Below are 23046 nucleotides of genomic sequence, written 5' to 3'. Positions count from 1 at the left end.
CGCGGTCATGCTTCCAGCAGTTTGCGGATCGGCGCCGGCAGGCCCAGCGAAACCAGTTCGCCGCGCGCGACCCAGCGCATCCCGTCATTGTCGCGCACAACTCCGCGCAACGCGACCTTGCGCAGGCGCAGCGGTTGCAGGCGCAGGCGGAAGTGGGTGAAGGCGTGGACGACGACGGGCAGCGCCTCGGCGCGGCCGTAATCGCCGTGGACCGCCTCGTCGAACCATTCGCGCATCGCCGCGTCGCTGTCGGCCTGCGGCAGCGTCCACAGCGAGGCCCAGATGCCGCTTGGCGGGCGCCGCTGCAGCAGGATTTCGCCGGCGGCGTTCTCCAGCCACAGCGCGACGGCTTCGCGCTCCGGGATCGCCTTGCCCGGTTTCGGCGTCGGCAGCGCGTCGGTCAGGCCGTCGCGCAGGGCGGCGCAGTCTTCCTGCAGCGGGCACAGCGCGCACGCAGGCTTCGAGCGCGTGCACAGCGTCGCGCCGAAATCCATCTGCGCCTGCGTGTAGTCGGCAAGGCGCGACGAAGGCAGGTGCGATTCGGCGAGCGACCACAGCCGTTTTTCGATGGCCGGCAATCCCGGATGGCCGGCGATGCCGTGGTAGCGCGCCAGCACGCGCTTGACGTTGCCGTCGAGGATCGGGAAACGATCGTCCCAGGCCTGCGCGAGGATCGCGCCGGCGGTGCTGCGGCCGATGCCGGGCAGGGCGAGCAGGGCGTCGAAGTCGCGCGGCAGGTCGCCGCCGTGCAGTTCGACGCAGCGCTTCGCCGCGTCGTGCAGGTTGCGGGCGCGGGCGTAGTAGCCGAGGCCGGCCCAGTGCGCCATCACTTCGTCGGTCGCCGCGTTCGCGAGCGCGGTTACCGTGGGGAACGCTTCGACGAAACGCAGGAAGTACGGGATCACCGTCGCCACCTGGGTCTGCTGCAGCATGATTTCCGACAACCACACGCGGTAGGGCGTGCGCGGATGCTGCCAGGGCAGGTCGTGGCGGCCGTGGCGGTCGAACCACGACAGCAGGCGTCCGGCGAAAGTTTTTGCGGGGGCGGTGCGGGCCGCGGCCGGAGGCATGGCAGTCGCGGCTTACGCCGCTCCCGCGGGTGAGGAGCCCAGGGCTTCCGGCAGCAGGGCGTCGACGAAGGCTTCGGCGTCGAACACGCGCAAGTCCTCCGGGCGTTCGCCGATGCCGGCGAAGCGGATCGGGATGCCGAATTCGCGGGCCAGCGCGAACACCACGCCGCCCTTGGCGGTGCCGTCGAGCTTGGTCACGACCAGCCCGGTCACCTGCACCGCGGCGTTGAACTGGCGCAGCTGCGACAGCGCGTTCTGGCCGGTGGTGCCGTCGATGACCATCAGCACCTCGTGCGGTGCGGCCGGGTCGAGCTTGCCGAGCACGCGGCGGATCTTGCCGAGTTCGGCCATCAGGCCCTGTTGCGTGTGCAGGCGGCCGGCGGTGTCGGCGATCAGCACGTCGATGCCGCGCGACTTCGCCGCCTGCAGCGCGTCGAACGCGACCGAAGCCGGGTCGGCGTCCTGGCCCTGCGCGATCACGGCGACGCCGTTGCGTTCGCCCCAGGCCTGCAGCTGCGCGACCGCGGCGGCGCGGAAGGTGTCGCCGGCGGCCAGCATCAGGCTGCGGCCTTCGTCCTTGAAGCGCCTGGCCAGCTTGCCGATCGTCGTGGTCTTGCCGACGCCGTTGACGCCGACGGTCAGCACGACGAAGGGTCTGGCGCTCGCATCGATGACCAGCGGCTTCGCCACCGGCTTCAGCAGCGCGACCAGGTCGGCGCGCAGCGCGGCGAGCAATGCGTTCGCATCGGCGAATTCGCGCGCCTTCATCCGCTTGCGCAGGTCGTCGACGATCTCGCTGCTGGCGGTGACGCCGACATCGGCGGTGATCAGCGCGGTTTCGAGTTCGTCCAGCAGGTCGTCGTCGAGGATCGGGTTGCGGCCGATCAGTTCGGCCACGTCGGTGTTCAGCAGCTTGCCGATGCGCTGCATCCAGCCGAGCCTGCCGGCCGGGGCGGGAGCGGGTTCGAGTGCTGCCCCGGCCTCGGGCGTTGCTTCGGGTCTGGCGTCCTCGGGGCTGGTCGGTACCGCGTTGTCGGCGGGCGTATCGGGCTTCTTGCGGCGGAACCAACTGACCATGGCGGGGAAATCGCGGCGAATGAGCGAATGTTACCACCCGCTTTCGCAGCATCCCGATGAATCGCATGCCCGGCTCGGTCCGCATCATTGGCGGTCGCTGGCGGGGTACGAAACTGGTCGTGCCGGACCGTCCCGGCCTGCGCCCCAGCGGCGACCGCGTGCGCGAAACCCTGTTCAACTGGCTGATGCCGAAGCTGCCCGGCGCGCGCGTGCTGGACCTGTTCGCCGGTACCGGCGCGCTGGGGCTGGAGGCGATGTCGCGCGGGGCGTCGAGCGCGGTGCTGGTCGAGCGCGACGCGGCACTGGCCGCGAACCTGCGCCTGGTCGTGGACCGGCTCGGTGCGCGCGACAGCGTCGAAGTCGTCCAGGGCGATGCCCTGGCGTGGCTGCCGCAGCAGGCCGACGGCGGTTTCGACATCGCCTTCGTCGATCCGCCGTTCGCACGGGACCTGTGGCGGCCGGCGCTGGCGGCGCTGCTGCCGAAGCTGGCCGCCGACGCGTGGCTGTACCTGGAATCGCCGGCCGGCGTGGCTCCGGAACTGCCCGAGGACTGGGTGCCGCACCGCGAGGGCCGTACCCGCGAGGTGCGCTACGCCCTGTTCCGTGCCGCGGCGGTGCATGGCTGATACACTGCGCGCCGACGCAACGGCGGTGTTTGCAGGATGACGACAGCACGCAACCGGATCGCCGTTTACCCCGGCACCTTCGATCCGATCACCAACGGCCATGTCGACCTGGTCGACCGGGCCGCGCCGCTGTTCGAGAAGGTCGTGCTGGGCGTGGCGCAGAGCCCGTCCAAGGGACCGACCCTGCCGCTGGAACTGCGCGTGTCGCTGGCGCAGGAAGCGCTGTCGCACCACGCCAACGTCGAGGTGCGCGGTTTCGACACGCTGTTGGCGGATTTCGTCCGCACGGTCGGCGGCGGCGTGCTGCTGCGCGGCCTGCGCGCGGTGTCCGACTTCGAATACGAATTCCAGATGGCCAGTATGAACCGGCACCTGATCCCGGAGGTGGAGACACTGTTCCTCACCCCGGCCGAGCAATACGGCTTCATCTCGTCGTCGCTGGTGCGCGAGATCGCGCGCCTGGGCGGCGACGTATCCGGCTTCGTGCCGCCCGGCGTGGTCGCCGCGTTGCGCGAGCAGTGGAAGCAGCGCAACGTCGCCTGAGGAACGCAGGCGCGGCACACGGACGTCGCGGTCCGCAACAACAACCGATCCAACCATGACTCACCGGAGGGGAAAACCAATGAATGCCATTACCCGCTTGCTGCTGATCGCCTGCATCGTGCTGCCGTTCGCCGCGTGCAAGAAGCAGGAAGCCGCCGCGCCCGCCGAGGCCGCGCCGGTGGCGGCGCCGACCAACGGCGACGACAACGCGTGGAAGGACTACCTGCGGGACGTGATCCCGCGCAACATGGGCAACATCAGCAACCAGCCCTTCGTGTATTACCTGACCAGCCAGGCCGATCCGGAATTCCAGGACAAGTACGACCGCCAGCTCGACCAGGTCAAGACGGCGTTGGGCCGCGGCGTCGTCGGCGGCAACCTGATCGCCTTCGCCTCGCCGGAATCGGCGAAGATGGCCGAGATCGTCGAGGCCGGGTTCAAGGATGTGCCGGCGGACACGATGAAGGGCGTGCGCATCCTGTTCATCGGCCAGGCGACCGAGAAGGACCGCGTCGCGGCCGCGGTGGCGCCGTCGGGCGCCGACTTCGTGTTCATCGAAGCCAAGTAACCGCCGGTTCCAGGCCCTCTCCCGCGCGCGGGAGAGGGCGCCGCGGGCGGATGGGGGCCCGTGGAATCGAGCGTTTGCGGGGCGCGACGAATCGTTGCCCCGGATCGCATTAGACTTGTCCCGAACCCCACACGGCCTTCTTCCGCCCGCGAGCGGACGAAGGATGATCCCGCCCCATGTCGCTGAAGATCAACGAACTCTGCGTCAACTGCGACGTCTGCGAACCGGTCTGTCCCAACAAGGCCATTTCGATGGGCGAAAGCATCTACGTGATCGACCCGGCGCTCTGCACCGAGTGCGTCGGCCATTTCGACGAGCCGCAGTGCGTGGCGGTGTGCCCGGTCGAATGCATCGACCCCGACCCCGAACGCCCGGAAACGCAGGAAGACCTACTGGCCAAATTGCGCCGCCTGCAGCACGACCACCCCGAACTCTACGAAACCACGGAGCCCACGCCCAGATGAAACCGCGCGCCCTTGGCTGGCTGCTGATCGCCTTCCTCTCCACCCCGGCCGCATGGGCGGCCGACGCGGCTTCCGGCACGGCGCAGCATCCGCCCGGCGCAGCCATCGCCTCGGGGCACAAGCTGGCGACCGACGCGGGCATGCAGATCCTCGCCGAAGGCGGCAACGCCTTCGATGCGGCGGTAGCGGTGTCGTCGACGCTCGGCGTGGTCGAGCCGATCAGTTCCGGCCTCGGCGGCGGCGGCCTGTTCCTGCTGCACGACGCGAAAAGCGGCGACGACCTGTTCCTGGACGGGCGCGAATACGCGCCGGCGGCGGCCACGCCGGAGAAATACCTCGACAAGGACGGCAAGCTCGATCGCGACCGCGCGCAGAACGGCCCCTGGTCGGCCGGCATCCCCGGCCTGCCGGCGCTGCTGGTCGACCTGGCGGCGAAGCACGGGCGCCTGCCGCTGAAGCAGTCGCTGCAACCGGCCATCCGCATCGCCCGCGAAGGTTTCCCGGGGTACCCGCGCATGGCGCGCGGCTACCGCCAGCGCATGGACGTGATGCGCCGCTATCCGGGCACGCGCGAAGTCTACGAGCGCAACGGCAAGCCGATCGCCGAGGGCGACGTGTTCAAGCAGCCGGAGCTGGCGCACACGCTGGAGCTGCTGGCGGAAAAGGGTTTCGACGGCTTCTACCGCGGCGAAACGGCGAAGAAGCTGATCGCCGGGGTGAAGCAGGCCGGCGGCCACTGGACCGAGGACGAACTCGCCGCGTACGCGGTGAAGCAGCGCACGCCGATCAGCTTCGACTACCACGACTGGAAGATCACCACCGCGCCGCCGACTTCTTCCGGCGGCATCGCGCTGGCGCAGATGCTGCAGATCCTGGAGCCCTACGACCTGCAGAAGATGGACGCGGCGCACCGCGTGCACCTGGTGGTCGAGTCGATGCGCCGCGCGTTCCGCGACCGCACCTTCTTCCTCGGCGATCCCGATTTCACCGCCATCCCGCAGGCGGTGCTGACCAGCCGCGACTATGCGCAGGGCCTGCGCGCGACGATCCATCCGGACAGGGCGACGCCGAGCGACCTGCTGTCGGGCAAGGAAACGCCGCTGGAGGACGAAGAAACCACCCACTTCTCGATCATCGACGGCGAGGGCAACCGCGTCGCCGGCACGCAGACGGTCAACCTGCTGTACGGCTCGGGCCTGATCCCGAAGGGTACCGGCGTGCTGCTCAACGACGAGATGGACGATTTCGCGCTGAAACCGGGCACGCCGAACGCGTTCGGGGTGATGGGCTTCGAGGCGAACGCGCCGAAGCCGGGCAAGCGCATGCTCAGCTCGATGACGCCGACCTTCATGGAATCGGCGGACCAGGTCGCGGTACTCGGCACGCCGGGCGGCACGCGCATCATCACGATGGTGCTGCTGGGCATCCTCGGCTACGACGCCGGGCTGGGCGCGCAGGAAGTCGCGGCGCTGCCGCGCTACCACCACCAGTGGCTGCCGGACGTCATCGAGGCCGAGCCGGGTGCGATCACGGCGGAAACGGCGCAGGCCCTGGAGGCGATGGGGCACAAGGTGGTCGGCGCCGGCGGCGGCACGCTGGGCTCCAGCCATCCGTGGGGCAACCTGCAGACGGTGGCGTGGGACAAGAAGACGAACACGCTGTCGGCGGGCAGCGATCCGCGCAATCCGGTCGGCAGCGGCGAGGTCAGCCTTGCCGGGCCGTCGAACTGAATCCGGGCAGGCGCGAATCATGGACGTCGATGGCAAGGCGATCGTGGCGGCGAAGCGGATCGCCTTCTTCGCATTGCTTGCGCTTGCCGTCTTTGGCCTGTTGTCCATCGGCTCCGCCTGGCTGGGCCACGGGCCGGCCGCGGTCCGGCTGCTCTGGATCGCATTGGCCTCCGGGGCGGTCTTCGTGCTGGCGGCCGTTTTCCTGACGATTTGCGTGTTCGTGCTGTCCGCGGGTTCCCGCGACAGGAAATGAGGGAACTTCCCCGGCCGTCGTCCTGAACGGGGCGACGGGCCTGCGCCGCTTCTCGTGCCGCGGGGCTACGGGTCGAATGGGCGATAATCGTGGCCATTCGCAACGTGGAGAAGCGCATGAAACTCTGGTCGATCATCGGAAATTCGCAGAAGCTCGATGGCGGCGCGATGTTCGGCAACGCGCCGAAGGCGATGTGGGAGAAATGGGCGCCTCCCGACGAACAGAACCGCATCGACCTGGCCTGCCGCGCCCTGCTCGCGTCGCCGCTCAACGGCAAGACCGTGCTGTTCGAAACCGGGATCGGCGCGTTCTTCGAACCGAAGCTGCGCCAGCGCTACGGCATCCAGGAAGACCGCCACGTCCTGCTCGACTCGCTGGCCGCGGCCGGTTTCTCGCACGAGGACATCGACGTGGTCGTGCTGAGCCACCTGCATTTCGACCACGCCGGCGGCCTGCTCGCGCCGTGGGCAGAAGGCAAGGCCCCGTCGCTGCTGTTCCCGAACGCGACCTATGTCGTCGGCAAGGAACACTGGGAGCGCGCGCGGCATCCGCATCCGCGCGACCGCGCCAGCTTCATCCCCGAACTGCCCGGCCTGCTCGAAGCCAGCGGCCGCCTGGAGCTGGTCGACGGCGAGCGTTCGAAGGCGCTCGGCGACAGCGTCCGCTTCGGCTTCAGCGACGGCCACACGCCGGGGCTGATGCTGGCCGAGATCGCCGGCCCCGAAACCGTCGGCGGCCAACCGCATGGCGGCGTCGCGTTCTGCGCCGACCTGATCCCCGGCCGCTTCTGGGTGCACGTGCCGATCACGATGGGCTACGACCGCAACGCCGAACTGCTGATCGACGAGAAGCGCGTCTTCCTCGAGGACAAGCTGGCGCGCAACGTGCGCCTGTTCTTCACCCACGACACCGACTGCGCGCTGGCGCAGGTCACGCGCGACGACAAGGGCAGGTTCGCTACCGCGCACGAACTCGCGTCGTTGCAGGCGAGGCCGCTGGCGGCGTGAGCCCCCTCAGTCGATGCGGGTGCCGAAGATCCGGTCGCCCGCGTCGCCCAGGCCGGGCAGGATGTAGCCCTTGTCGTTGAGGCGTTCGTCGATCGCCGCGGTGTAGACCTCGACGTCGGGGTGCGCGGCCGCCAGCGCCCTCAGTCCCTCGGGCGCGGCGACCAGGAAGATGCCCTTGATCCGCCGCGCACCGGCGCGCTTGAGCATGTCGATGGTCGCGACCAGCGTGCCGCCGGTGGCCAGCATCGGGTCGAGGATCAGCGCATCGCGCTCGTCCATGCGCCCGACCAGGCGCTCGAAGTAGGGCAGCGGCTGCAGCGTTTCCTCGTCGCGCTGCAGGCCGACCACGCTGACCTTCGCCGCCGGGATCAGCGCCAGCACGCCGGGCAGCATGCCCAGGCCCGCGCGCAGGATCGGCACCAGGGTGATCTTCGCGCCGGCGATGCGTCGCACCTGCACCGGGCCGGCCCAGCCCTGCTCGGTCGCCGCCTCGGTCTCGAGGTCGGCGGTGGCCTCGTAGGCCAGCAGCGTGCCGAGCTCGGTGACCAGCTCGCGGAAGCCCTTGGTGCTGAGCGAGGCGTCGCGCAGCAGGCCGATCTTGTGCTGCACCAGCGGGTGGCGGACTTCGACGTGCTTCATGCGGGCTTCCTCGGGCGCGATGCGGGAAGTCTGCAGCAAAGCCCTGGGTCTTTGAAGGCCGGCCCGTGTTCCCGGCCCATGAAAAAAGCCGGCGCTAGGCCGGCTTTTCCCGTGGCATGGACCGGGCGCGCGGGGCTGCCCCGGCGTCAGGCCGCCTGCGCTTCCTGCTTGCGCGGTCCCTCGCGCAGCGCCTTGCCGACCATCGACACCAGCAGATCGAGCTCGTCGCCGTCGATCAGGAAGTGCGGGGTGAAGCGCAACGAGCTGGCGCCGCCATGGATCACGTTGAGGCCGTGCATGCGCAGCCATTCCTCGGTCGAGCCGGCGCCGTAGCACTTGAACTGCGGCGCCAGTTCGCACGAAAACAGCAGGCCGGTGCCCTGGACCTTGGTGATCAGGCCGCCGAGCTCGGCCTTCAGCTGCTCCAGCTTCTGCACCGCCTCGGCGCCGCGCCGGCGGATGTTGTCGCGCACCTGCGGGCTCAGCAGCGCCAGCGTCGTGCAGGCCACGTCGAGCGCGCGCGGGTTGGTGGTCATGGTGTTGCCGTACACGCCCTTGCGGTACAGCCCGGCGGCGCGCTCGTTGACCGCCAGCACCGACAGCGGGTACTGCGCGGCGTTCAACGCCTTCGAGTAGGTCTCCATGTCCGGCGGATCGAGCTGGTCGAAGCCGGGATAGTCGACGACCGACAGCACGCCCTGCGCGCGCAGGCCGGCCTGGATCGAATCGACCAGAAACAGGCTGCCGTGCGTGCGGGTCAGTTCGCGCGCGGCGGCGTAGAAGGCCGGCGGCACGGTGCGGCCGGGGTCGCCTTCGCCCATCACCGGCTCCAGGAACACCGCCTCGACGAACCAGCCATTGGCGTCGGCGTCGGCGAAGGCGCGCTTCAGCGCGTCGACGTCGTAGGGCTCGATCGCGATCACCGAGTCCTCGCCGCGGTAGCTGGCCAGGTACTGCTGGTAGGTCTTGCGCGACGAATCGGAGTACAGCGCCGGGCGTTCGGTGCGGCCATGGAAGCTGCCCTTGACCACCACGCGCTTGATCGTGCGGCCGGCGTGCCGCGCGCCGGGGTCGGTCATCAGCTTGGCGTTGATGTCGACGATGCGCGCGGCCAGGCCGACGGCCTCGGAACCGGAGTTCAGGCACATGAACTTCGCATACGGGTTGCCGCCGCGCGCGTGGCCGATTTCCCTGCGCAGCGCCTGGTCGAAGCGCAGCTGCGACAGCGACGGGGTCATGATGTTGGCCATCGCCTGCGGCTTCGCCATCGCCGCCAGCACGCTCGGCGGGTTGTGGCCGAAGCCGACCATGCCGTAGCCGCCGGCGTCGTACAGCACCGCGCCCTTCAGGGTGACCATCCACGGCCCTTGCGCGGCCAGCGCGACGTACGGCTGCACCGCGTCGTCGGCGTAGAAGTTGACGTAGCCGGCCTGCACCGCGCGCAGCTGCGCCTCCTCGTCGAGGTCGAGCAGGTCGGCGAATTCGTCCTTCAGCCGTGCGTACTCGGCCACGGCGGCGTCGATCGCGGCGCCGAGGGCGGGGTGCGAGGCGGCCAGCCTTTCGACGGTGGCGTCGTCCAGGCCGGTGGTTAGGCGCTGGCCGGCGTGGGCGCGCAGCGGGGCGAGTTTGGCGGTGAGCGACATGGTGTTCTTCCCTCGGCAAATGGCCGGTTTCGGCTCGAAGGCCTCATTATCTGGATATTTGCGCCATTTCACAGGTATGATCCGACCGAATAACGGGGCTATTTCGTCGAAAAGACGACAATTTTGGTCGAAATGAAACTTTCCGCTGCCGACGAACTGCTGCTGTCCGTCCTGCGCGAGAACGCGCGCGCCTCCACGGCCGAGATCGCGCGCCGGCTCGAGCTGTCGCGGACCACGGTGCAGAACCGGATCGAGCGGCTGGAAGCGAAGGGCGTGATCGACGGCTATACCGTGCGCGTGCACGACGACTACGAGCGCAGCCGGATCCGCGCGCACATCTCGATCACCGTGCTGCCGAAGCAGATCGCGGCCGTGGTCAAGGCGCTGAAGGCGATGCCGGAGGTGCGGATGCTGCATTCGGTCAGCGGCGGCCACGACCTGATCGCGCTGGCGGCGACGGCCACGGCCGAGGAGATGGACGTGCTGACCGACCGCATCGGCCTGATCGACGGCGTCGAGCGGACCACGACCTCGATCATCCTGTCGACCAAGTTCGAGCGATAGGGCGGGGTGGTTGCCGCGCCGGTACAATGCGCGGCCAGTCAAGATATCCGTTCGTGCCGAGCGTAGCCCGCGCCAGGCAGGCGAAGTCGAAGCACCGTCCGTCCGCCCCGGCGCTGCGCGCCTGCGCCCAGGGCGAACGGGACAGGGAAAGCCCCGCAACGATGAAGAAGACCGACTTCCACTACGACCTGCCGCCCGAGCTGATCGCGCAGGCGCCGCTGCCGGAGCGCTCGGCCAGCCGCATGCTGGTCGTGCCGCCGGGCGATGCGCCGTTCGACGACCGCCATGTCCGCGACCTGCCGCAGTTGCTGCGCAAGGGCGACCTGCTGGTGTTCAACGACACCCGGGTGATACCGGCGCGGCTGTTCGGACAGAAGGAAACCGGCGGGCGCGTCGAGATCCTGATCGAGCGGCTGCTGCCCGGCAACGAGGCGCGCGCGCAGATCGGTGCGAGCAAGTCGCCGAAGCCGGGCGGCCGCATCGCGCTCGACGGCGGCGGCTCGGCCGAGGTGCTGGGCCGCGACGGCGAGTTCTACCACCTGCGCTTCGACGTGCCTGCCGCACTGGAAAGCTGGCTGCAGCAGGTCGGCCGCCTGCCGTTGCCGCCGTACATCCAGCGCGAGCCCGGCGCGGACGACGACGAGCGCTACCAGACCGTGTTCGCGAAGGAACTGGGTGCGGTCGCCGCGCCGACCGCCGGCCTGCATTTCGACGATGCGTTGCTGGAGGCGTTGCGCGGCATCGGCGTCGAGTTCGGCCACGTGACCCTGCACGTCGGCGCGGGCACGTTCCAGCCGGTGCGGGTCGAGGACCTGCGCGAGCACCGCATGCACAGCGAATGGCTCAACGTCGGCGCCGAGCTGGTCGCGCAGGCGAGGAAGGCGCGCGCCAACGGCGGCCGCGTGATCGCGGTCGGCACCACGGTGCTGCGCGCGCTGGAGTCGGCCATGAAGGACGGCGAACTGAGGCCGTTCGCCGGCGAGACGCGGATCTTCATCTTCCCCGGCTACCGCATCCGCAGCATCGATGCGCTGGTCACCAACTTCCACTTGCCGGAAAGCACGCTGCTGATGCTGGTGTCGGCCTTCGCGGGGCGTTCGCGCATCTTCGCCGCGTACGAACATGCGGTGCGCGAGCGGTATCGTTTCTTCTCGTACGGCGATGCGATGCTGCTGTTCCCGGAGGCGCGCGCATGAGCCGCATGTCGTTCGAACTGCTGAAGACCGACGGCGTCGCCCGCCGCGGCCGGCTCGCGTTCCCGCGCGGCACCATCCAGACGCCGGCGTTCATGCCGGTGGGCACCTACGGTTCGGTCAAGGGCATCCTGCCCGGGAACCTGGTCGAGCTCGGCGCGGAGATCATCCTCGGCAACACCTTCCACCTGTATTTGCGTCCCGGCCTGCAGGTGATCGAGGCGCACGGCGGCCTGCACGGCTTCGCCCGCTGGGACAGGCCGATCCTGACCGATTCCGGCGGCTTCCAGGTGTTCTCGCTGGCGCACCGGCGCAAGCTGACCGAGCAGGGCGTGACCTTCGCCTCGCCGGTCGACGGCAGCAGGGTGTTCCTCGGTCCGGAAGAGTCGATGCGGATCCAGAAAACCCTGGATTCGGACATCGTGATGATCTTCGACGAATGCCCGCCGGTGGAGAAGAACGGCGAGCGCGTGCACCCGAAGGCGGTGCAGAAGTCGATGGAACTGTCGTTGCGCTGGGCGCGGCGATCGCGCGACGAGCACGACCGGCTGCAGAACGACGCGGCGCTGTTCGGCATCGTCCAGGGCGGCGTCTACAACGACCTGCGCACGATCTCGGCCGAAGGGCTGCAGACGATCGGTTTCGACGGCTATGCCATCGGCGGCCTTGCGGTGGGCGAACCGGAGGAAGAGCGCAACCGCGTGCTCGACCACATGCACCCGCTGCTGCCGCAGGACAAGCCGCGCTACCTGATGGGCGTGGGCCGTCCGGAGGACCTGGTCGAGGCCGTCGCGCGCGGCGTCGACATGTTCGATTGCGTGATGCCGACCCGCAACGCGCGCAACGGCCATTACTTCACCTCGTTCGGCACGGTGCGCATCCGCAATGCGAAGTTCGAGCACGACCTCGACCCGATCGAGCCCGGCTGCGGCTGCTACGCCTGCCGCAACGGCTTCACCCGCAGCTACCTGCGCCACCTGGACCGTTGCAACGAGATGCTGGCGCCGATGCTCGGCACCCTGCACAACCTGTGGTACTACCAGCGGCTGATGGCCGGGATGCGCGCGGCGATCGAGGCGGGAACCTTCGACGCGTTCCGCCGGTCGTTCCATGCGGCCCGGGGCGGCGCCGGCGCAGGCCGCGCCTGACCCGGGTGCGGCGGATTTGGGTGAAATCCGTCGCTTTTCGGGCATTCCGGGGCTTGCGGACACCCCCGGCCGCCCTCATGGCATAATTCCCGGCTGTTTTTGGCCCATACGGACCCAATCAAGATGACTCTGCTCGATTTCCTGATCCCCTCCGCCTACGCCCAGTCCGCCGGCGCCGCGCCGCAGGGGGGCGGCCTCGGCATGCTGCTGATGCCGATCATCCTGATCGCCGTCATGTACTTCCTGATGATCCGCCCGCAGATGAAGCGGCAGAAGGAACACCGCGCCATGCTCGACAAGCTGTCCAAGGGCGACGAGGTCATCACCAACGGCGGCATCGCCGGCACCGTGACCGAGATCGGCGAGAACTTCGTCACCGTCGAGATCGCCGACAACGTGCGCATCCGCGTGCAGAAGGGCGCCATCGGCAACGTGCTGCCGAAGGGCACGCTGAAGTCCGCCTGATCCTTTCCCGCTAACGCCAAGGCGCCGGCCGCGCACGTGGTCGGCGCGGGTCATCGCAATGCTCGAATTCCCGCGCTGGAAATACTTCGTCATCCTGCTGGTCGTGGCGGTGAGCGTGCTGTACGCGCTGCCGAACCTGTACCCGCAGGATCCCTCGGTGCAGATCACCCCGAACCGCGGCTTCGCCATCGACGATGCGCTGAACCGGCGCGTCGAAGATGCGCTGCAGTCGGCCGGCGTGTCGGCCAAGGCGGTGGAAAAGCAGGACGACAACCTGCTGGTGCGCCTGCCCTCGCTGGAGGCGCAGACCAAGGCCAACGACGCCCTGCGCCCCGCGCTGGGCGAGGACTACGTGGTCGCGCCGAACCTGGCGTCGACCGTGCCGGACTGGCTGGACTGGTTCCATGCGCGGCCGATGGTCAAGGGCCTGGACCTGCAGGGCGGCATCCACTTCCTGCTGCAGGTGGACCAGAAGGCGGCGCTGGACAAGCGCGTCGAAGGCTACCTGGAAGACGCTCGCGTGACCCTGCGCGAGGCGCGGGTGAGGGACCAGTCGGTCGAGCGCCGCGCCAACAACGACATCGTCGTGACCCTGGCCGACGCCGCCGACGTGGAGAAGGCGCGCGCCGAGCTGGGCAAGGCGCTGCAGGCGTCCAGCGGTTCGGCAAGTTCCGCGCTGGTCGGCGCGCAACCGCTGACCTACAACGTCGAAGGCAACCGGATCACCATCGGCCTGCCGGAAAGCGAACTGCAGCGCATCGCCGGCGACGCGATCGAGCAGAACATCACCACGCTGCGCAACCGCGTCAACGAACTGGGCGTGGCCGAGCCGATCATCCAGCGTCAGGGCGACGACCGCGTGGTCGTGCAGCTGCCCGGCGTGCAGGACACCGCCGAGGCCAAGCGCCTGATCGGCGCGACAGCGACCATCGAATTCCGCGCCGTGGTCGAAGGCAACGCCGCCGAGGCCGTGCGCACCGGCCTCGTCCCGCCGGAAGCCAGGGTCTACACCCTGCGCAACGGCGGCGGCCCGGTGCTGCTGAACAAGCGCGTGCTCGCCTCCGGCGAACAGATGGTCAATGCCCGCGTCGGCACCGACCAGAACGGCCTGCCCGCGGTCGACGTGACCCTGAACAACGTCGCCGGCCAGCGCATGTTCGACTTCACCAGCCAGAACGTCGGCAAGCTGATGTCGGTGGTGTACATCGAGCGCGTTCCGCAGGTGACCGTGGTCGACGGCAAGGAAGTGCGCACGGTGCGGGTGAAGGAAGAGGCGCTGGCGCCGACCCGCATCGCCGGCGTGTTCGGCAAGAACTTCCAGACCACCGGCCTGGACAAGGTCGAGGCCGACAACCTGGCCAAGCTGCTGCGCGCCGGTTCGCTGGCCGCGCCGATGGACTTCGTCGAGCAGCGCGTGGTCGGCCCCAGCCTCGGCGCCGAGAACGTGGCCCGCGGCACCCGCGCGGTGTTGTACTCGTTCCTGTTCGCGCTGCTGTTCTTCACGGTCTACTACCGCATGTTCGGCCTGTTCACCTGCGTGGCGCTGCTGCTGAACCTGTTGATGGTGGTCGCGGTGATGTCGATCTTCGGCGCGACGATGACCCTGCCGGGCTTCGCCGGCCTGGCGCTGTCGGTGGGCATGTCGGTGGACGCCAACGTGCTGATCAACGAGCGCATCCGCGAGGAGCTGCGCGCCGGCGTGCCGCCGCTGGCGTCGATCGCCACCGGCTACGACAAGGCGTCGGGCACCATCTTCGACTCGAACATGACCGCGCTGCTGGCCGGCGTGGCGCTGTACGCGTTCGGCACCGGCCCGCTGAAGGGCTTCGCCATCACCATGATCGTCGGCATCCTGACCTCGGTGTTCACCGCGGTGACCGTGTCGCGCGCGCTGGCCACGCTGGTCTACGGCCGCCGCAAGAAGCTCAAGAGCCTCGCGATCTGACGGGAACACCAGAGAAACGCACATGAAAATCTTCCCGTTGCACCTGATCCCGAACGACACCAACGTCGACTTCATGCGCTTGCGCTGGGTCTCGCTGACCGTGGCGCTGCTGCTGGCGGTGGCGGCGGTCGGGGCGATCGTCTACAACCAGTTCGGCAAGGGCGCCGCCTTCAACTACGCGCTGGACTTCACCGGCGGCACCTCGATCGAACTGCGCTTCGACAGGCCGGCCGACGTTGACGGCGTGCGCGACCGGCTGGAGGCGGCCGGCTACGCCAGCGCGCAGGTCCAGACCTACGGCAGCGGCAGCGACCTGCTGGTGCGCCTGCAGCCGCACAGCGGCGACGACGCGGCGAAGGCCGGCAGCGAAGAGGTGCTCGCGCGCACCGCCGGCGAGGTGGCGAAGGCCGCGTCCACCGCGGACAACGTCGCCGTGGTGAACGGGCAGCCGACCTTCGTCGGCGCGCAGGTCGGCCGCGACCTGGCGCTGAACGGCCTGTACGCGCTGGCCTTCGTGGTGATCGGTTTCCTGGTCTACATCGGCTTCCGTTTCGAGAAGAAGTTCGCCATCGCGGCGATCCTGACCACGCTGCACGACGTGCTGATCTGCGCCGGCTACTTCGCCTGGACCGGGCGCGAGTTCGACCTGACCATCCTCGCCGGCCTGCTGTCGGTGATGGGTTTCTCGATCAACGACACCATCGTGGTGTTCGACCGCGTGCGCGAGAACTTCCGCTCGCTGCGCGTCGATCCGGTCGAGGTGCTGAACCGCTCGGTCAACCAGACCCTGTCGCGCACCATCATCACCTCGTTCGTCGCGTTCCTGACCGTGCTGGCGCTGTACCTGTACGGCGGCGGTTCGCTGGAAGGCATGGCGGTCTCGCAGATGATCGGCATCGTCATCGGCACCATCTCGTCGATCTTCGTCGCCTGCCCGCTGCTGACCATCGGCTTCCTGAAGGTGACCAAGCAGGACCTGATGCCGAAGGCGAAGGACGTGGAGGCGCTGGCGCGCCGGCCGTAGGCCCCGTGCATCGCCGGGAACGAAAAAGCCGCGCACTGCGCGGCTTTTTCGTGGGCGACGGAGAACCGGCCGACCTACTTGTCGAACGCCTTCGCGTAACCCGACGACACGATCAGCTTCTGCAGCGCATCGCTGACCTTCAGATTGCCGGCGACCAGCTGGCGGGTCTCGGGGCCAGTGCCGTCCATGCGCGCGGTATTGGCGCCGCGGAAGTCGCAGACGCGGCCGCCGGCCTCGCGTACCAGCAGCACGCCGGCGGCGATGTCCCAGGCCTTCACGCCGGCCTCGAAGTAGGCGTCGGCGCGGCCGCAGGCGACGTAGGCCAGGTCGAGCGCGGCCGAGCCGCTGCGGCGCACGTCCTCGGCGTCCTTCAGCAGCGCCTTGATGCAGTCCAGGTGCGCGTCGACGCGGGCGCGTTCGCGCGGCGGGAAGCCGGTGACGACCAGTGCGCCGTCCAGGCCCTTGCGTTCGGCCACGCGGATCTTGCGTTCGTTGAGCTGCGCGCCGGCGCCACGGCTGGCGGTGAACAGTTCGTTGCGCAACGGGTCGAAGATCACCGCGTCGCTGGGCTCGCCGTTGTCGACCAGGGCGATCGACACGCAGTAGTGCGGGATGCCGTGCAGGTAGTTGCTGGTGCCGTCGAGCGGGTCGATGACCCAGTGGTAGCGCGGGTTGCGGCCCGGCACCGCGCCGCCTTCCTCGCCGACCACGCCGTAGTCGGGATAGGCGCGCTTGAGTTCCTTGATGATCGCCTTCTCGGCGTCCTGGTCCACCTCGCTGGCGTAGTCCATGCGGTCCTTCTGCACCACGTTCAGCGCATCGAGCTTGTTGATCGAACGCAGCAGCACGTTGCCCCCGGCGCGGGCGGCCTTGACCATGACGGTGACGACGGGATTGAGCATGGCGGACGGACCTCGGACAGGCGGTGCGGGGGCGGGGCGGTGGAAAAGAGCGGCACGGCGCGGCGGCCGGCCCGCGCAGTTTAACATCCCGTCCATGGAAACCCCCGCGAACATCGCCCAGGACATCCGTTTCGTCCTCGTCGGCACCCAGCATCCCGGCAACATCGGCGCGGCGGCGCGTGCGCTGAAGACCATGGGTCTGTCGCGGCTGGTGCTGGTCGCGCCGGAAGAATTCCCCTCCGAGGAGGCGCGCCGCCGCGCGGCCGGGGCGGAGGACGTGCTGGCCGCGGCGGCGGTCGTGCCGGACCTGGCTGCAGCGGTGGCCGACTGCCGCTTCGTGCTCGGCTGCACCGCGCGCAGCCGGCGCGTGCAGCTGGAGGAGCTCGTCCCGCGCGCGGCCGGGGAGAAGCTGCTGGCCCTCGCCGGCGACGGCCCGGTCGCGCTGGTGTTCGGCCGCGAACGCACCGGCCTGACCAACGAGGAACTGCAGCTGTGCCATGCCGCGGTGCACATCCCGGCCAATCCGGAGTACAGCTCGCTGAACCTGGCCGCGGCGGTACAGGTGCTGGCCTACGAGGTGCGGATGGCGTGGCTGGCGCGCGGTCCGGCCGGGGACGGGCCGGCGGGCCGGGATGCGGCGGGCCGGGAACAGCCGGCTTCGCACGCGCAACTGGAGAGCTTCTTCGCCCAGCTGGCCGAAACCCTCGACGAGATCGATTTCTACAAGGGCCGCAGCCCCGACTCGGCGATGCGCAAGCTGCGCCGGCTGTTCCTGCGCGCCGACCTCAGCGAGCGGGAAGTGCGGCTGCTGCGCGGGGTGCTGGCCGATGCCCAGCGCATGGCCCGGCAGGCCGCCGGGACCGGCTGAAGGGGCGGCCGACGGCCCGGATTTCCGCAGCCGTCATCACTGTTCCGCGGCCGGGCTATCGGCTAGGCTATGAGCGGCATTTTTCCGCGGGATTCCATGAAGTTGCGCATAGCCTGGATAGGCCTGGCCCTGGCGTTCTCGGGCATGGTGGCGGATGCCGCCGAACGCGCGACCCCGCCCGCAAGCGGCGACGACCAGCGCATCCTGGTGCTGGGTCGCATCAGCGACGATCCGAAGGCCCATTACGAGCAGCTGAAGCCGCTGCTCGACTACGTGGTGCCGCGCATGCGCGACGTCGGCATCACCGGCGGGCGCATCCTGATGGCGCGCGATCCGCAGCAGATGACCAGCTACCTGCGCCGCAGCCGGGTCGACTGGGTCACCGAGACCGCGGGCAACGCGATGCTGTTGCAGCAGCGCGCCGGCGCCGAGCCGCTGCTGCTGACCGAACGCAACGGGGTCAGTCGCTACCACTCGGTGTTCTTCGCCCGCCGCGACAGCGACATCTCTTCGCTGCCCGACCTGAAGGGCCGCAGCATCGCCTTCCAGAGCACCGCCTCGACCAGCGCCTACATGGTGCCGGCGGCGTCGCTGCTCGACGCCGGGCTGGTCCCGGAAATCCTGCTGTCGCCGAAGGACCGGCCGGCGCCGGACACGGTGGGCTACGTGTTCGCGCGCTCCGAGCAGAACATCGCCGCCTGGGTGCACAAGCGCATGGTCGACGCCGGCGTGGTCAGCAACCTGGACTGGAGCAACCCGCAGCGGGTGCCGGCGGCGTTCCGCCTCGACCTGCGGATCATCGCGGAAACCGAGGATTACCCGCGGGCGCTGGAAGTGGTGCGCGGCGACCTGGATCCGAAGGTGCGCGAACGCCTGCGCGAGGTGCTGCTGCAGGCCGCCGACGACCCGGTCGCGCGGCCGGCGCTGGAGCGTTTCTTCGGCACCACCCGCTTCCTTCCGCTGGATGCGAGGACGCGGCTGGCGCTGGAGCGCCTGCGCAAGGACACCATGCACGTGCGCGAGCAGCTGGAATGAAGAAGCCGCGTTTCGGCCTGCAGGCCCGTTTCCTGCTCGCGATGCTGATCGCCACGGCGGTGGTGTGCGCGTTGCTGGCGGTGCTGCTGATGCGGCAGGCGGGCATGCAGCGCGAGGTCGGCGTGCTCGGCCGCGATGCCGTGCACCAGATGGCCACCGACGGCCTGACCCGGCGCGGCGAAGTGATGGCGCAGCAGTTCGCCGACGCGGTGACCAACCCGCTGTACTACTCCGACCTGGGCGCGATCGGCGCGCTTGCTCGCGGCATCGACCGCCAGCCCGACGTCAGCTACGTGCTGGTCTACGACGCCGAAGGCCGCATCGTCCACGACGGCTCCGACGACATTTCCGCGTACGGCCGGCCGATGACCGACCCGCTGGCCGCGCGCGCCGTCGCCGCCGAGGGATTGCTGACCCAGTGGTCGCCGCAGGTGATGGACGTGACGCAATCGATCAGCCTCGGCGGCCAGCGCCTGGGCGGGGTGCGGATCGGCTATTCGCTGGCCGACATCCACGCCGAGGAGCAGCATGCGGCCGGCTTGCTGCAGGACCGGCTGCTGCAGCTGGGTCGGCGCCACACCGGCTGGCTGGCGGCGCTGCTGCTGGCCTTGGCCGGGGTCTGCCTGTTCGCGATCTGGTACGTGCAGCGCACCCTGGTGTCGCCGATCCGCCTGCTGGCCGATTCCGCGCGCGCGATCGGCACCGGCAACTACGACGGCAAGCCGTTGACCAGCCAGCGCCGCGACGAGGTGGGCGAGCTGGTGCGCGCCTTCGCCGACATGCGCGACAGCGTCGCCCGCCACAGCCACGACGTGCGGCGCATGGCCTACACCGATTCGCTGACCGGGCTGACCAACCGGCTCGCGTTCCGCGAAAGCCTCGACCACCGCCTGCTGATGCTGCACGGCAGCGGTCGCCAGCTGGCGCTGCTGTTCGCCGACATCGACGACTTCAAGCGGGTCAACGACAGCCTGGGCCACGAGGCCGGCGACGAGGTGCTGGTGCAGGTCGCTGGGCGCATCCGCGATGCGGTGGAGCGACTGGGCGGCGACGATTCGCTGGTGGCGCGCTTCGGCGGCGACGAGTTCGTGATCCTGATCCAGAACGGCGACGTGCGCACCGCCGCTGCGCGGCTCGGCGAGCGCCTGGTGCAGGAACTCGGCAAGCCGCTGGCGGTGCAGGGCCGCGAAGTGTCGCTGGGCACGTCGATCGGCATCACCCTGTTCCCGGAAGACGCCTCCGCCGCCTCGGCGCTGATGAAGAACGGCGACGTGGCGATGTACCAGGCCAAGGTCGCCGGCAAGAACTGCTATCGCTTCTACAGCCGGGCGATGAACCAGGCGGTGGAGCGGCGCATGCACCTGGAGCAGGAGCTGCGCGGCGCGTGGGACCGCGGCGAACTGAGCGTGGTCTACCAGCCGATCTACCGGGTCGCCGACCGGCGCCTGGTCGGCGCCGAGGCGCTGCTGCGCTGGCAGCACCCGAGCCTGGGCGCGGTCGCGCCGTCGGTGTTCATCGACGTCGCCGAGCAGAGCGGGCTGATCGAAACCATCGGCCCGCTGGCGCTGCGCGAGGCCTGCGCCGCGGCGGCGGGCTGGCCGGGCGAGGCCGAGGGGCGGGAGCCGCTGTTCGTTTCGGTCAACGTTTCGCCGCGGCAGCTGCGCAAGGGCGACCTGGCCGACCTGGTGGCCGCCACGCTGCACGAAACCGGCCTGCCGGCGCCATGCCTGCACCTGGAACTGACCGAAACCGCGGTGATCGCCGACGAAGCCCATGCCAGCGCGCTGCTGGCGCGGCTGCACCGCACCGGGGTCAAGGTCTGGCTGGACGATTTCGGCACCGGTTTCTCCGGGCTCAGCCACCTGCGCCGGGTGCCGGTGGACGGGGTGAAGATCGACCGCAGCTTCATCGCCGACGTGCTGCGCGACCCCGACGACCTGGCGCTGACCACCGCGATCATCGCGATGGCGCATTCGCTGGGCATCACCGTGGTCGCCGAAGGGGTGGAGAAGGAAGGCCAGCTGCAGCTGCTGCTCGAGCGCGGCTGCGACCTGGCGCAGGGCTTCTGGCTGGGTTACCCGCTGGGCGCGGAGGAGTTCGCGCAATTGCTGCGCGGCGACGGCGGGATGCAGTCGCAGTCTTCGTAGGGCGAAGCGGGCGGGCACCCGTTCCACGAACCCCGGCGGGGCAAGGCATCCATTCAGAGCCAGCGCTGCAGCAGGGACAAACCCAGTTCGAGCAGGCTGCCCGCGGCCGTGCCGAACACGAGCACCGCGGCCGCGCCGGCCAGCCACGAGATCAGCATCAGCACGCCGTCGCGCTCCAGCAGGGCGATGGCGAACAGCAGCAGCAGGCCGCCGAAGATGTAGTTGGTGAACGGGATCGGCAGCCACAGCAGCGCGCCCAGCGCCAGCAACAGCAGGCCGGTGGTCGCGCTGGCCAGCCGGTGGTCCAGCACCCATTCCAGCCGCGGCTTCACCAGCACTTCCAGCCAGCGCAGCGTGCCGGCCAGCATGTTGCGAAAGCGCACCACCGCGCGCCGGTGCGGCGCGCGCGCGGCGAGGATCCGCGGCAGCCACGGCCGGCGCAGGCCGAACAGCAGCTGCAGGCCGACCAGCATCGTCACTGGCCCGCTGATCGCGCCGGCCAGGCCGGGGATCGGGATGAAGGCGGTCAGCACGCCGAGGAACAGCAGCAGGCCGAACGCGCTCTGGCGCAGGCCGGCCAGCAGTTCGCCCAGTGGCAGGCGCTGCTCCGGATCGCCGTCGGCCAGATGGTCCAGCACCGCGCGGGTGCTGGTCCGCGCCGCGCGCCGGTCGTGCCGCGGCCCGGAATCAGTCGGCGTCGGCGTCATCGTGTTCCGGCAGTTTCTGCAGCAGCAGCTTGTCGATGCGCGCGCCGTCCAGGTCGACCACCTCGATGCGCCAGCCGGCCCAGTCGAAGTGTTCGCCGACCTGCGGGATGCGGCCGAAATGCTCGATCACCATGCCGGCCAGGGTGTTGTAGTCGTCCTCGTCGCCGGGCAAGGCCACGCCGCCGAGCAGTTCGCGCAGGTCGTCGTTCGGCAGCGAGCCGTCGACCAGCAGCGAGCCGTCGTCGCGGGTCACCACCAGCGCGTCGTCGGCGGTGTTTTCCGTGGCCTGCAGGCGGCCGACCATCGCGCCCATCAGGTCGCTGACCGTCACCAGGCCCTGGATCTCGCCGTATTCGTCGACCACCAGCGCCAGCGACTGCTGTTCCTCGCGGAAGATTTCCAGCAGCTTCATCGCGTGGGTGGATTCGGAGACGAACAGCGTTTCGCGCAGTTCGCCGAACAGGTCCGGCACGGCCTCGCCCAGGTTGTCGAGCAGGCTCTTCACTTCCAGCACGCCGACCACGTCGCTGTCGTTGCCGCGGTATACCGGGAAGCGCGAGAAGCGCGCTTCGCGCATGGCCTTCAGGTTTTCTTCGTACGGAGCCGCCACGTCCAGCCACGCGATCCGGGTGCGCGGGGTCATCAGGCTGTCGGCGGTGCGGTCGCCCAGGCGCAGCACGCGGTTGACCATGTTGCGCTCGTCGTCGTCGATCACGCCCTGCTCGTGGCTTTCGCTGACCAGCAGGCGGATCTCTTCTTCGGTGACCTGGGCTTCGCCGGCATTTTCCAGGCGCAACAGTTTCAGGAACCCGCGCGTGCTGACGCTCAGCAGCCAGACCGCCGGCGTGGCGATGACCGACAGCCAGTGCATCGGCAGCGAAACGAACGCAGCCAGGCGTTCCGGCGCCAGCAGCGCCAGGCGCTTGGGCAGCAGCTCGCCCAGCACGATGCTGACGAAGGTGATCGCGCCCACGGCCAGCACGTCGCCCGCGGTCTTCGCGTAGTCGCCGAGCGCCGGCACCGCTTCCGCCAGTTGCGCGCCGATCATCGCGCTCAGCGCGTCGCCGCCGAGCATGCCGGTGAGGATGGTGAGCAGGCTGATGCCGACCTGCACCGTGGACAGGAACCGCTCCGGGTTCTCGGCCAGTTCCAGCGCCTTGTCCGCGCCCTTGCCGCGCAGTTGTTTCAGCCGCGGCTTGCGCGAGGTGACCACCGACATTTCGGACAAGGCGAAGAACGCATTGCACAGGATCAGCAGCAGGACGATGGCGAACAGCTCAAGCACGCGCCGTTCTCCAGCCCGTGCGGACAGTCGGGGAAGTACCTGGGCGGCGCTGGCGGGCGGCCTGGCTCTTATACAAATTTCCGAGGCCACGAGAACAAGGCGAATTTAGTGTGCCGTCTTTTGCTTGAAAACAAGCCAATAGG

General features: G+C 69.4%; 23 protein-coding genes. 16 read left to right on the top strand and 7 right to left on the bottom strand.

Annotation, left to right across the window (positions count from 1 at the left end):
- Positions 1 to 5: 5 nt before the first annotated feature.
- Both mutY and ftsY read right to left on the bottom strand, forming a co-directional pair.
- Positions 6 to 1070, bottom strand: a complete 1065-nt coding sequence (mutY, locus tag CSC71_RS07975) for an A/G-specific adenine glycosylase (RefSeq protein ID WP_162373837.1) — start codon at positions 1068 to 1070, stop codon at positions 6 to 8.
- A gap of 12 nt (positions 1071 to 1082) precedes the next feature.
- Positions 1083 to 2147, bottom strand: coding sequence for a signal recognition particle-docking protein FtsY (ftsY, locus tag CSC71_RS07970; protein ID WP_162373836.1), 1065 nt, complete (start codon positions 2145 to 2147; stop codon positions 1083 to 1085).
- A gap of 65 nt (positions 2148 to 2212) precedes the next feature.
- On the opposite strand from ftsY, the gene rsmD reads away from it, so the two are divergent.
- The 7 genes from rsmD to CSC71_RS07935 all read left to right on the top strand — a co-directional run bounded on the left by rsmD (position 2213) and on the right by CSC71_RS07935 (position 7338).
- Positions 2213 to 2773 (top strand): 16S rRNA (guanine(966)-N(2))-methyltransferase RsmD, encoded by a 561-nt coding sequence (gene rsmD / locus CSC71_RS07965; protein ID WP_425501934.1) that lies wholly within the window; start codon positions 2213 to 2215, stop codon positions 2771 to 2773.
- A gap of 36 nt (positions 2774 to 2809) precedes the next feature.
- The gene (coaD, locus tag CSC71_RS07960) at positions 2810 to 3316 is read left to right on the top strand and encodes a pantetheine-phosphate adenylyltransferase (protein ID WP_162373834.1); all 507 of its coding nucleotides are present in this window, start codon (positions 2810 to 2812) and stop codon (positions 3314 to 3316) included.
- A 79-nt stretch (positions 3317 to 3395) separates the two neighbouring features.
- On the top strand, positions 3396 to 3884 hold the full coding sequence (locus CSC71_RS07955) for a hypothetical protein (protein WP_162373833.1): 489 nt from the start codon (positions 3396 to 3398) through the stop codon (positions 3882 to 3884).
- 176 nt (positions 3885 to 4060) lie between these two features.
- Positions 4061 to 4348, top strand: a complete 288-nt coding sequence (locus CSC71_RS07950) for a YfhL family 4Fe-4S dicluster ferredoxin (RefSeq protein ID WP_162373832.1) — start codon at positions 4061 to 4063, stop codon at positions 4346 to 4348.
- Positions 4345 to 6078 carry a gamma-glutamyltransferase gene (ggt, locus tag CSC71_RS07945; RefSeq protein ID WP_162373831.1) on the top strand — a complete coding sequence of 578 codons (1734 nt, stop codon included), beginning with the start codon at positions 4345 to 4347 and terminating at the stop codon, positions 6076 to 6078. Before CSC71_RS07950 ends, ggt begins: the two co-directional genes overlap by 4 nt.
- Before the next feature lie 19 nt (positions 6079 to 6097).
- On the top strand, positions 6098 to 6331 hold the full coding sequence (locus tag CSC71_RS07940; RefSeq protein ID WP_162373830.1) for a hypothetical protein: 234 nt from the start codon (positions 6098 to 6100) through the stop codon (positions 6329 to 6331).
- 116 nt (positions 6332 to 6447) lie between these two features.
- Positions 6448 to 7338: an MBL fold metallo-hydrolase gene (locus CSC71_RS07935; RefSeq protein WP_162373829.1), complete on the top strand. Its 891-nt coding sequence runs from the start codon at positions 6448 to 6450 to the stop codon at positions 7336 to 7338.
- A 6-nt stretch (positions 7339 to 7344) separates the two neighbouring features.
- Here CSC71_RS07935 and upp read toward each other — a convergent pair whose 3' ends face one another.
- Together upp and CSC71_RS07925 are read right to left on the bottom strand one after the other, a co-directional pair.
- On the bottom strand, positions 7345 to 7977 hold the full coding sequence (upp, locus tag CSC71_RS07930) for a uracil phosphoribosyltransferase (RefSeq protein ID WP_162373828.1): 633 nt from the start codon (positions 7975 to 7977) through the stop codon (positions 7345 to 7347).
- Between the two features lie 146 nt (positions 7978 to 8123).
- Positions 8124 to 9620, bottom strand: a complete 1497-nt coding sequence (locus tag CSC71_RS07925; protein ID WP_162373827.1) for an aminotransferase class III-fold pyridoxal phosphate-dependent enzyme — start codon at positions 9618 to 9620, stop codon at positions 8124 to 8126.
- A gap of 132 nt (positions 9621 to 9752) precedes the next feature.
- On the opposite strand from CSC71_RS07925, the gene CSC71_RS07920 reads away from it, so the two are divergent.
- The 6 genes from CSC71_RS07920 (at position 9753) to secF (ending at position 15959) form a co-directional block, all read left to right on the top strand.
- Positions 9753 to 10184 carry an Lrp/AsnC family transcriptional regulator gene (locus CSC71_RS07920; protein ID WP_162373826.1) on the top strand — a complete coding sequence of 144 codons (432 nt, stop codon included), beginning with the start codon at positions 9753 to 9755 and terminating at the stop codon, positions 10182 to 10184.
- A 161-nt stretch (positions 10185 to 10345) separates the two neighbouring features.
- Entirely contained in the window at positions 10346 to 11380 is a 1035-nt protein-coding gene (gene queA / locus CSC71_RS07915) for a tRNA preQ1(34) S-adenosylmethionine ribosyltransferase-isomerase QueA (protein ID WP_162373893.1), read from the top strand.
- Positions 11377 to 12525: a tRNA guanosine(34) transglycosylase Tgt gene (tgt, locus tag CSC71_RS07910; protein ID WP_162373825.1), complete on the top strand. Its 1149-nt coding sequence runs from the start codon at positions 11377 to 11379 to the stop codon at positions 12523 to 12525. The genes queA and tgt overlap by 4 nt, the downstream gene beginning before the upstream one ends.
- Before the next feature lie 123 nt (positions 12526 to 12648).
- Positions 12649 to 12990, top strand: coding sequence for a preprotein translocase subunit YajC (gene yajC, locus CSC71_RS07905; protein ID WP_162373824.1), 342 nt, complete (start codon positions 12649 to 12651; stop codon positions 12988 to 12990).
- 58 nt (positions 12991 to 13048) lie between these two features.
- Positions 13049 to 14935 carry a protein translocase subunit SecD gene (secD, locus tag CSC71_RS07900; protein ID WP_162373823.1) on the top strand — a complete coding sequence of 629 codons (1887 nt, stop codon included), beginning with the start codon at positions 13049 to 13051 and terminating at the stop codon, positions 14933 to 14935.
- 22 nt (positions 14936 to 14957) lie between these two features.
- Complete coding sequence (gene secF / locus CSC71_RS07895; protein WP_162373822.1) at positions 14958 to 15959, top strand: protein translocase subunit SecF; 1002 nt, start codon at positions 14958 to 14960, stop codon at positions 15957 to 15959.
- 74 nt (positions 15960 to 16033) lie between these two features.
- Here the strand turns inward: secF and CSC71_RS07890 are convergent, their stop codons facing one another.
- Positions 16034 to 16861, bottom strand: coding sequence for an inositol monophosphatase family protein (locus CSC71_RS07890; RefSeq protein WP_162373821.1), 828 nt, complete (start codon positions 16859 to 16861; stop codon positions 16034 to 16036).
- Between the two features lie 94 nt (positions 16862 to 16955).
- Here CSC71_RS07890 and CSC71_RS07885 point away from each other — a divergent pair, with 94 nt between their 5' ends.
- From CSC71_RS07885 to CSC71_RS07875, 3 genes are all read left to right on the top strand, one after another.
- Positions 16956 to 17729 carry an RNA methyltransferase gene (locus tag CSC71_RS07885; protein WP_162373820.1) on the top strand — a complete coding sequence of 258 codons (774 nt, stop codon included), beginning with the start codon at positions 16956 to 16958 and terminating at the stop codon, positions 17727 to 17729.
- A 96-nt stretch (positions 17730 to 17825) separates the two neighbouring features.
- Positions 17826 to 18764 (top strand): phosphate/phosphite/phosphonate ABC transporter substrate-binding protein, encoded by a 939-nt coding sequence (locus CSC71_RS07880; protein WP_425501933.1) that lies wholly within the window; start codon positions 17826 to 17828, stop codon positions 18762 to 18764.
- Positions 18761 to 20911 (top strand): putative bifunctional diguanylate cyclase/phosphodiesterase, encoded by a 2151-nt coding sequence (locus CSC71_RS07875; protein WP_162373819.1) that lies wholly within the window; start codon positions 18761 to 18763, stop codon positions 20909 to 20911. The genes CSC71_RS07880 and CSC71_RS07875 overlap by 4 nt, the downstream gene beginning before the upstream one ends.
- A gap of 53 nt (positions 20912 to 20964) precedes the next feature.
- Here the strand turns inward: CSC71_RS07875 and CSC71_RS07870 are convergent, their stop codons facing one another.
- Together CSC71_RS07870 and CSC71_RS07865 are read right to left on the bottom strand one after the other, a co-directional pair.
- Positions 20965 to 21618, bottom strand: coding sequence for an exopolysaccharide biosynthesis protein (locus tag CSC71_RS07870; RefSeq protein ID WP_162373818.1), 654 nt, complete (start codon positions 21616 to 21618; stop codon positions 20965 to 20967).
- Positions 21599 to 22903 carry a hemolysin family protein gene (locus CSC71_RS07865; protein ID WP_162373817.1) on the bottom strand — a complete coding sequence of 435 codons (1305 nt, stop codon included), beginning with the start codon at positions 22901 to 22903 and terminating at the stop codon, positions 21599 to 21601. Before CSC71_RS07865 ends, CSC71_RS07870 begins: the two co-directional genes overlap by 20 nt.
- Between the last annotated feature and the right edge of the window lie 143 nt (positions 22904 to 23046).

Source organism: Pseudoxanthomonas sangjuensis (assembly GCF_010211755.1).
In the GTDB taxonomy this organism is placed as follows: Bacteria; Pseudomonadota; Gammaproteobacteria; order Xanthomonadales; family Xanthomonadaceae; genus Pseudoxanthomonas_A; species Pseudoxanthomonas_A sangjuensis.
Note: the sequence above shows the minus strand (reverse complement) of the source record. Positions and strands in the feature narration are given on the sequence as shown.

Coding starts and splice junctions, on each gene's coding strand:
- CSC71_RS07950 (WP_162373832.1), top strand. CDS start 4,061: ATGTCGCTGAAGATCAACGAACTCTGCGTCAACTGCGACGTCTGCGAA.
- CSC71_RS07875 (WP_162373819.1), top strand. CDS start 18,761: ATGAAGAAGCCGCGTTTCGGCCTGCAGGCCCGTTTCCTGCTCGCGATG.
- CSC71_RS07925 (WP_162373827.1), bottom strand. CDS start 9,620: ATGTCGCTCACCGCCAAACTCGCCCCGCTGCGCGCCCACGCCGGCCAG.
- yajC (WP_162373824.1), top strand. CDS start 12,649: ATGACTCTGCTCGATTTCCTGATCCCCTCCGCCTACGCCCAGTCCGCC.
- coaD (WP_162373834.1), top strand. CDS start 2,810: ATGACGACAGCACGCAACCGGATCGCCGTTTACCCCGGCACCTTCGAT.
- CSC71_RS07880 (WP_425501933.1), top strand. CDS start 17,826: ATGAAGTTGCGCATAGCCTGGATAGGCCTGGCCCTGGCGTTCTCGGGC.
- rsmD (WP_425501934.1), top strand. CDS start 2,213: ATGCCCGGCTCGGTCCGCATCATTGGCGGTCGCTGGCGGGGTACGAAA.
- ftsY (WP_162373836.1), bottom strand. CDS start 2,147: ATGGTCAGTTGGTTCCGCCGCAAGAAGCCCGATACGCCCGCCGACAAC.
- CSC71_RS07890 (WP_162373821.1), bottom strand. CDS start 16,861: ATGCTCAATCCCGTCGTCACCGTCATGGTCAAGGCCGCCCGCGCCGGG.
- CSC71_RS07940 (WP_162373830.1), top strand. CDS start 6,098: ATGGACGTCGATGGCAAGGCGATCGTGGCGGCGAAGCGGATCGCCTTC.
- tgt (WP_162373825.1), top strand. CDS start 11,377: ATGAGCCGCATGTCGTTCGAACTGCTGAAGACCGACGGCGTCGCCCGC.
- secF (WP_162373822.1), top strand. CDS start 14,958: ATGAAAATCTTCCCGTTGCACCTGATCCCGAACGACACCAACGTCGAC.
- CSC71_RS07955 (WP_162373833.1), top strand. CDS start 3,396: ATGAATGCCATTACCCGCTTGCTGCTGATCGCCTGCATCGTGCTGCCG.
- CSC71_RS07935 (WP_162373829.1), top strand. CDS start 6,448: ATGAAACTCTGGTCGATCATCGGAAATTCGCAGAAGCTCGATGGCGGC.
- secD (WP_162373823.1), top strand. CDS start 13,049: ATGCTCGAATTCCCGCGCTGGAAATACTTCGTCATCCTGCTGGTCGTG.
- CSC71_RS07870 (WP_162373818.1), bottom strand. CDS start 21,618: ATGACGCCGACGCCGACTGATTCCGGGCCGCGGCACGACCGGCGCGCG.
- queA (WP_162373893.1), top strand. CDS start 10,346: ATGAAGAAGACCGACTTCCACTACGACCTGCCGCCCGAGCTGATCGCG.
- CSC71_RS07920 (WP_162373826.1), top strand. CDS start 9,753: ATGAAACTTTCCGCTGCCGACGAACTGCTGCTGTCCGTCCTGCGCGAG.
- CSC71_RS07885 (WP_162373820.1), top strand. CDS start 16,956: ATGGAAACCCCCGCGAACATCGCCCAGGACATCCGTTTCGTCCTCGTC.
- upp (WP_162373828.1), bottom strand. CDS start 7,977: ATGAAGCACGTCGAAGTCCGCCACCCGCTGGTGCAGCACAAGATCGGC.
- mutY (WP_162373837.1), bottom strand. CDS start 1,070: ATGCCTCCGGCCGCGGCCCGCACCGCCCCCGCAAAAACTTTCGCCGGA.
- ggt (WP_162373831.1), top strand. CDS start 4,345: ATGAAACCGCGCGCCCTTGGCTGGCTGCTGATCGCCTTCCTCTCCACC.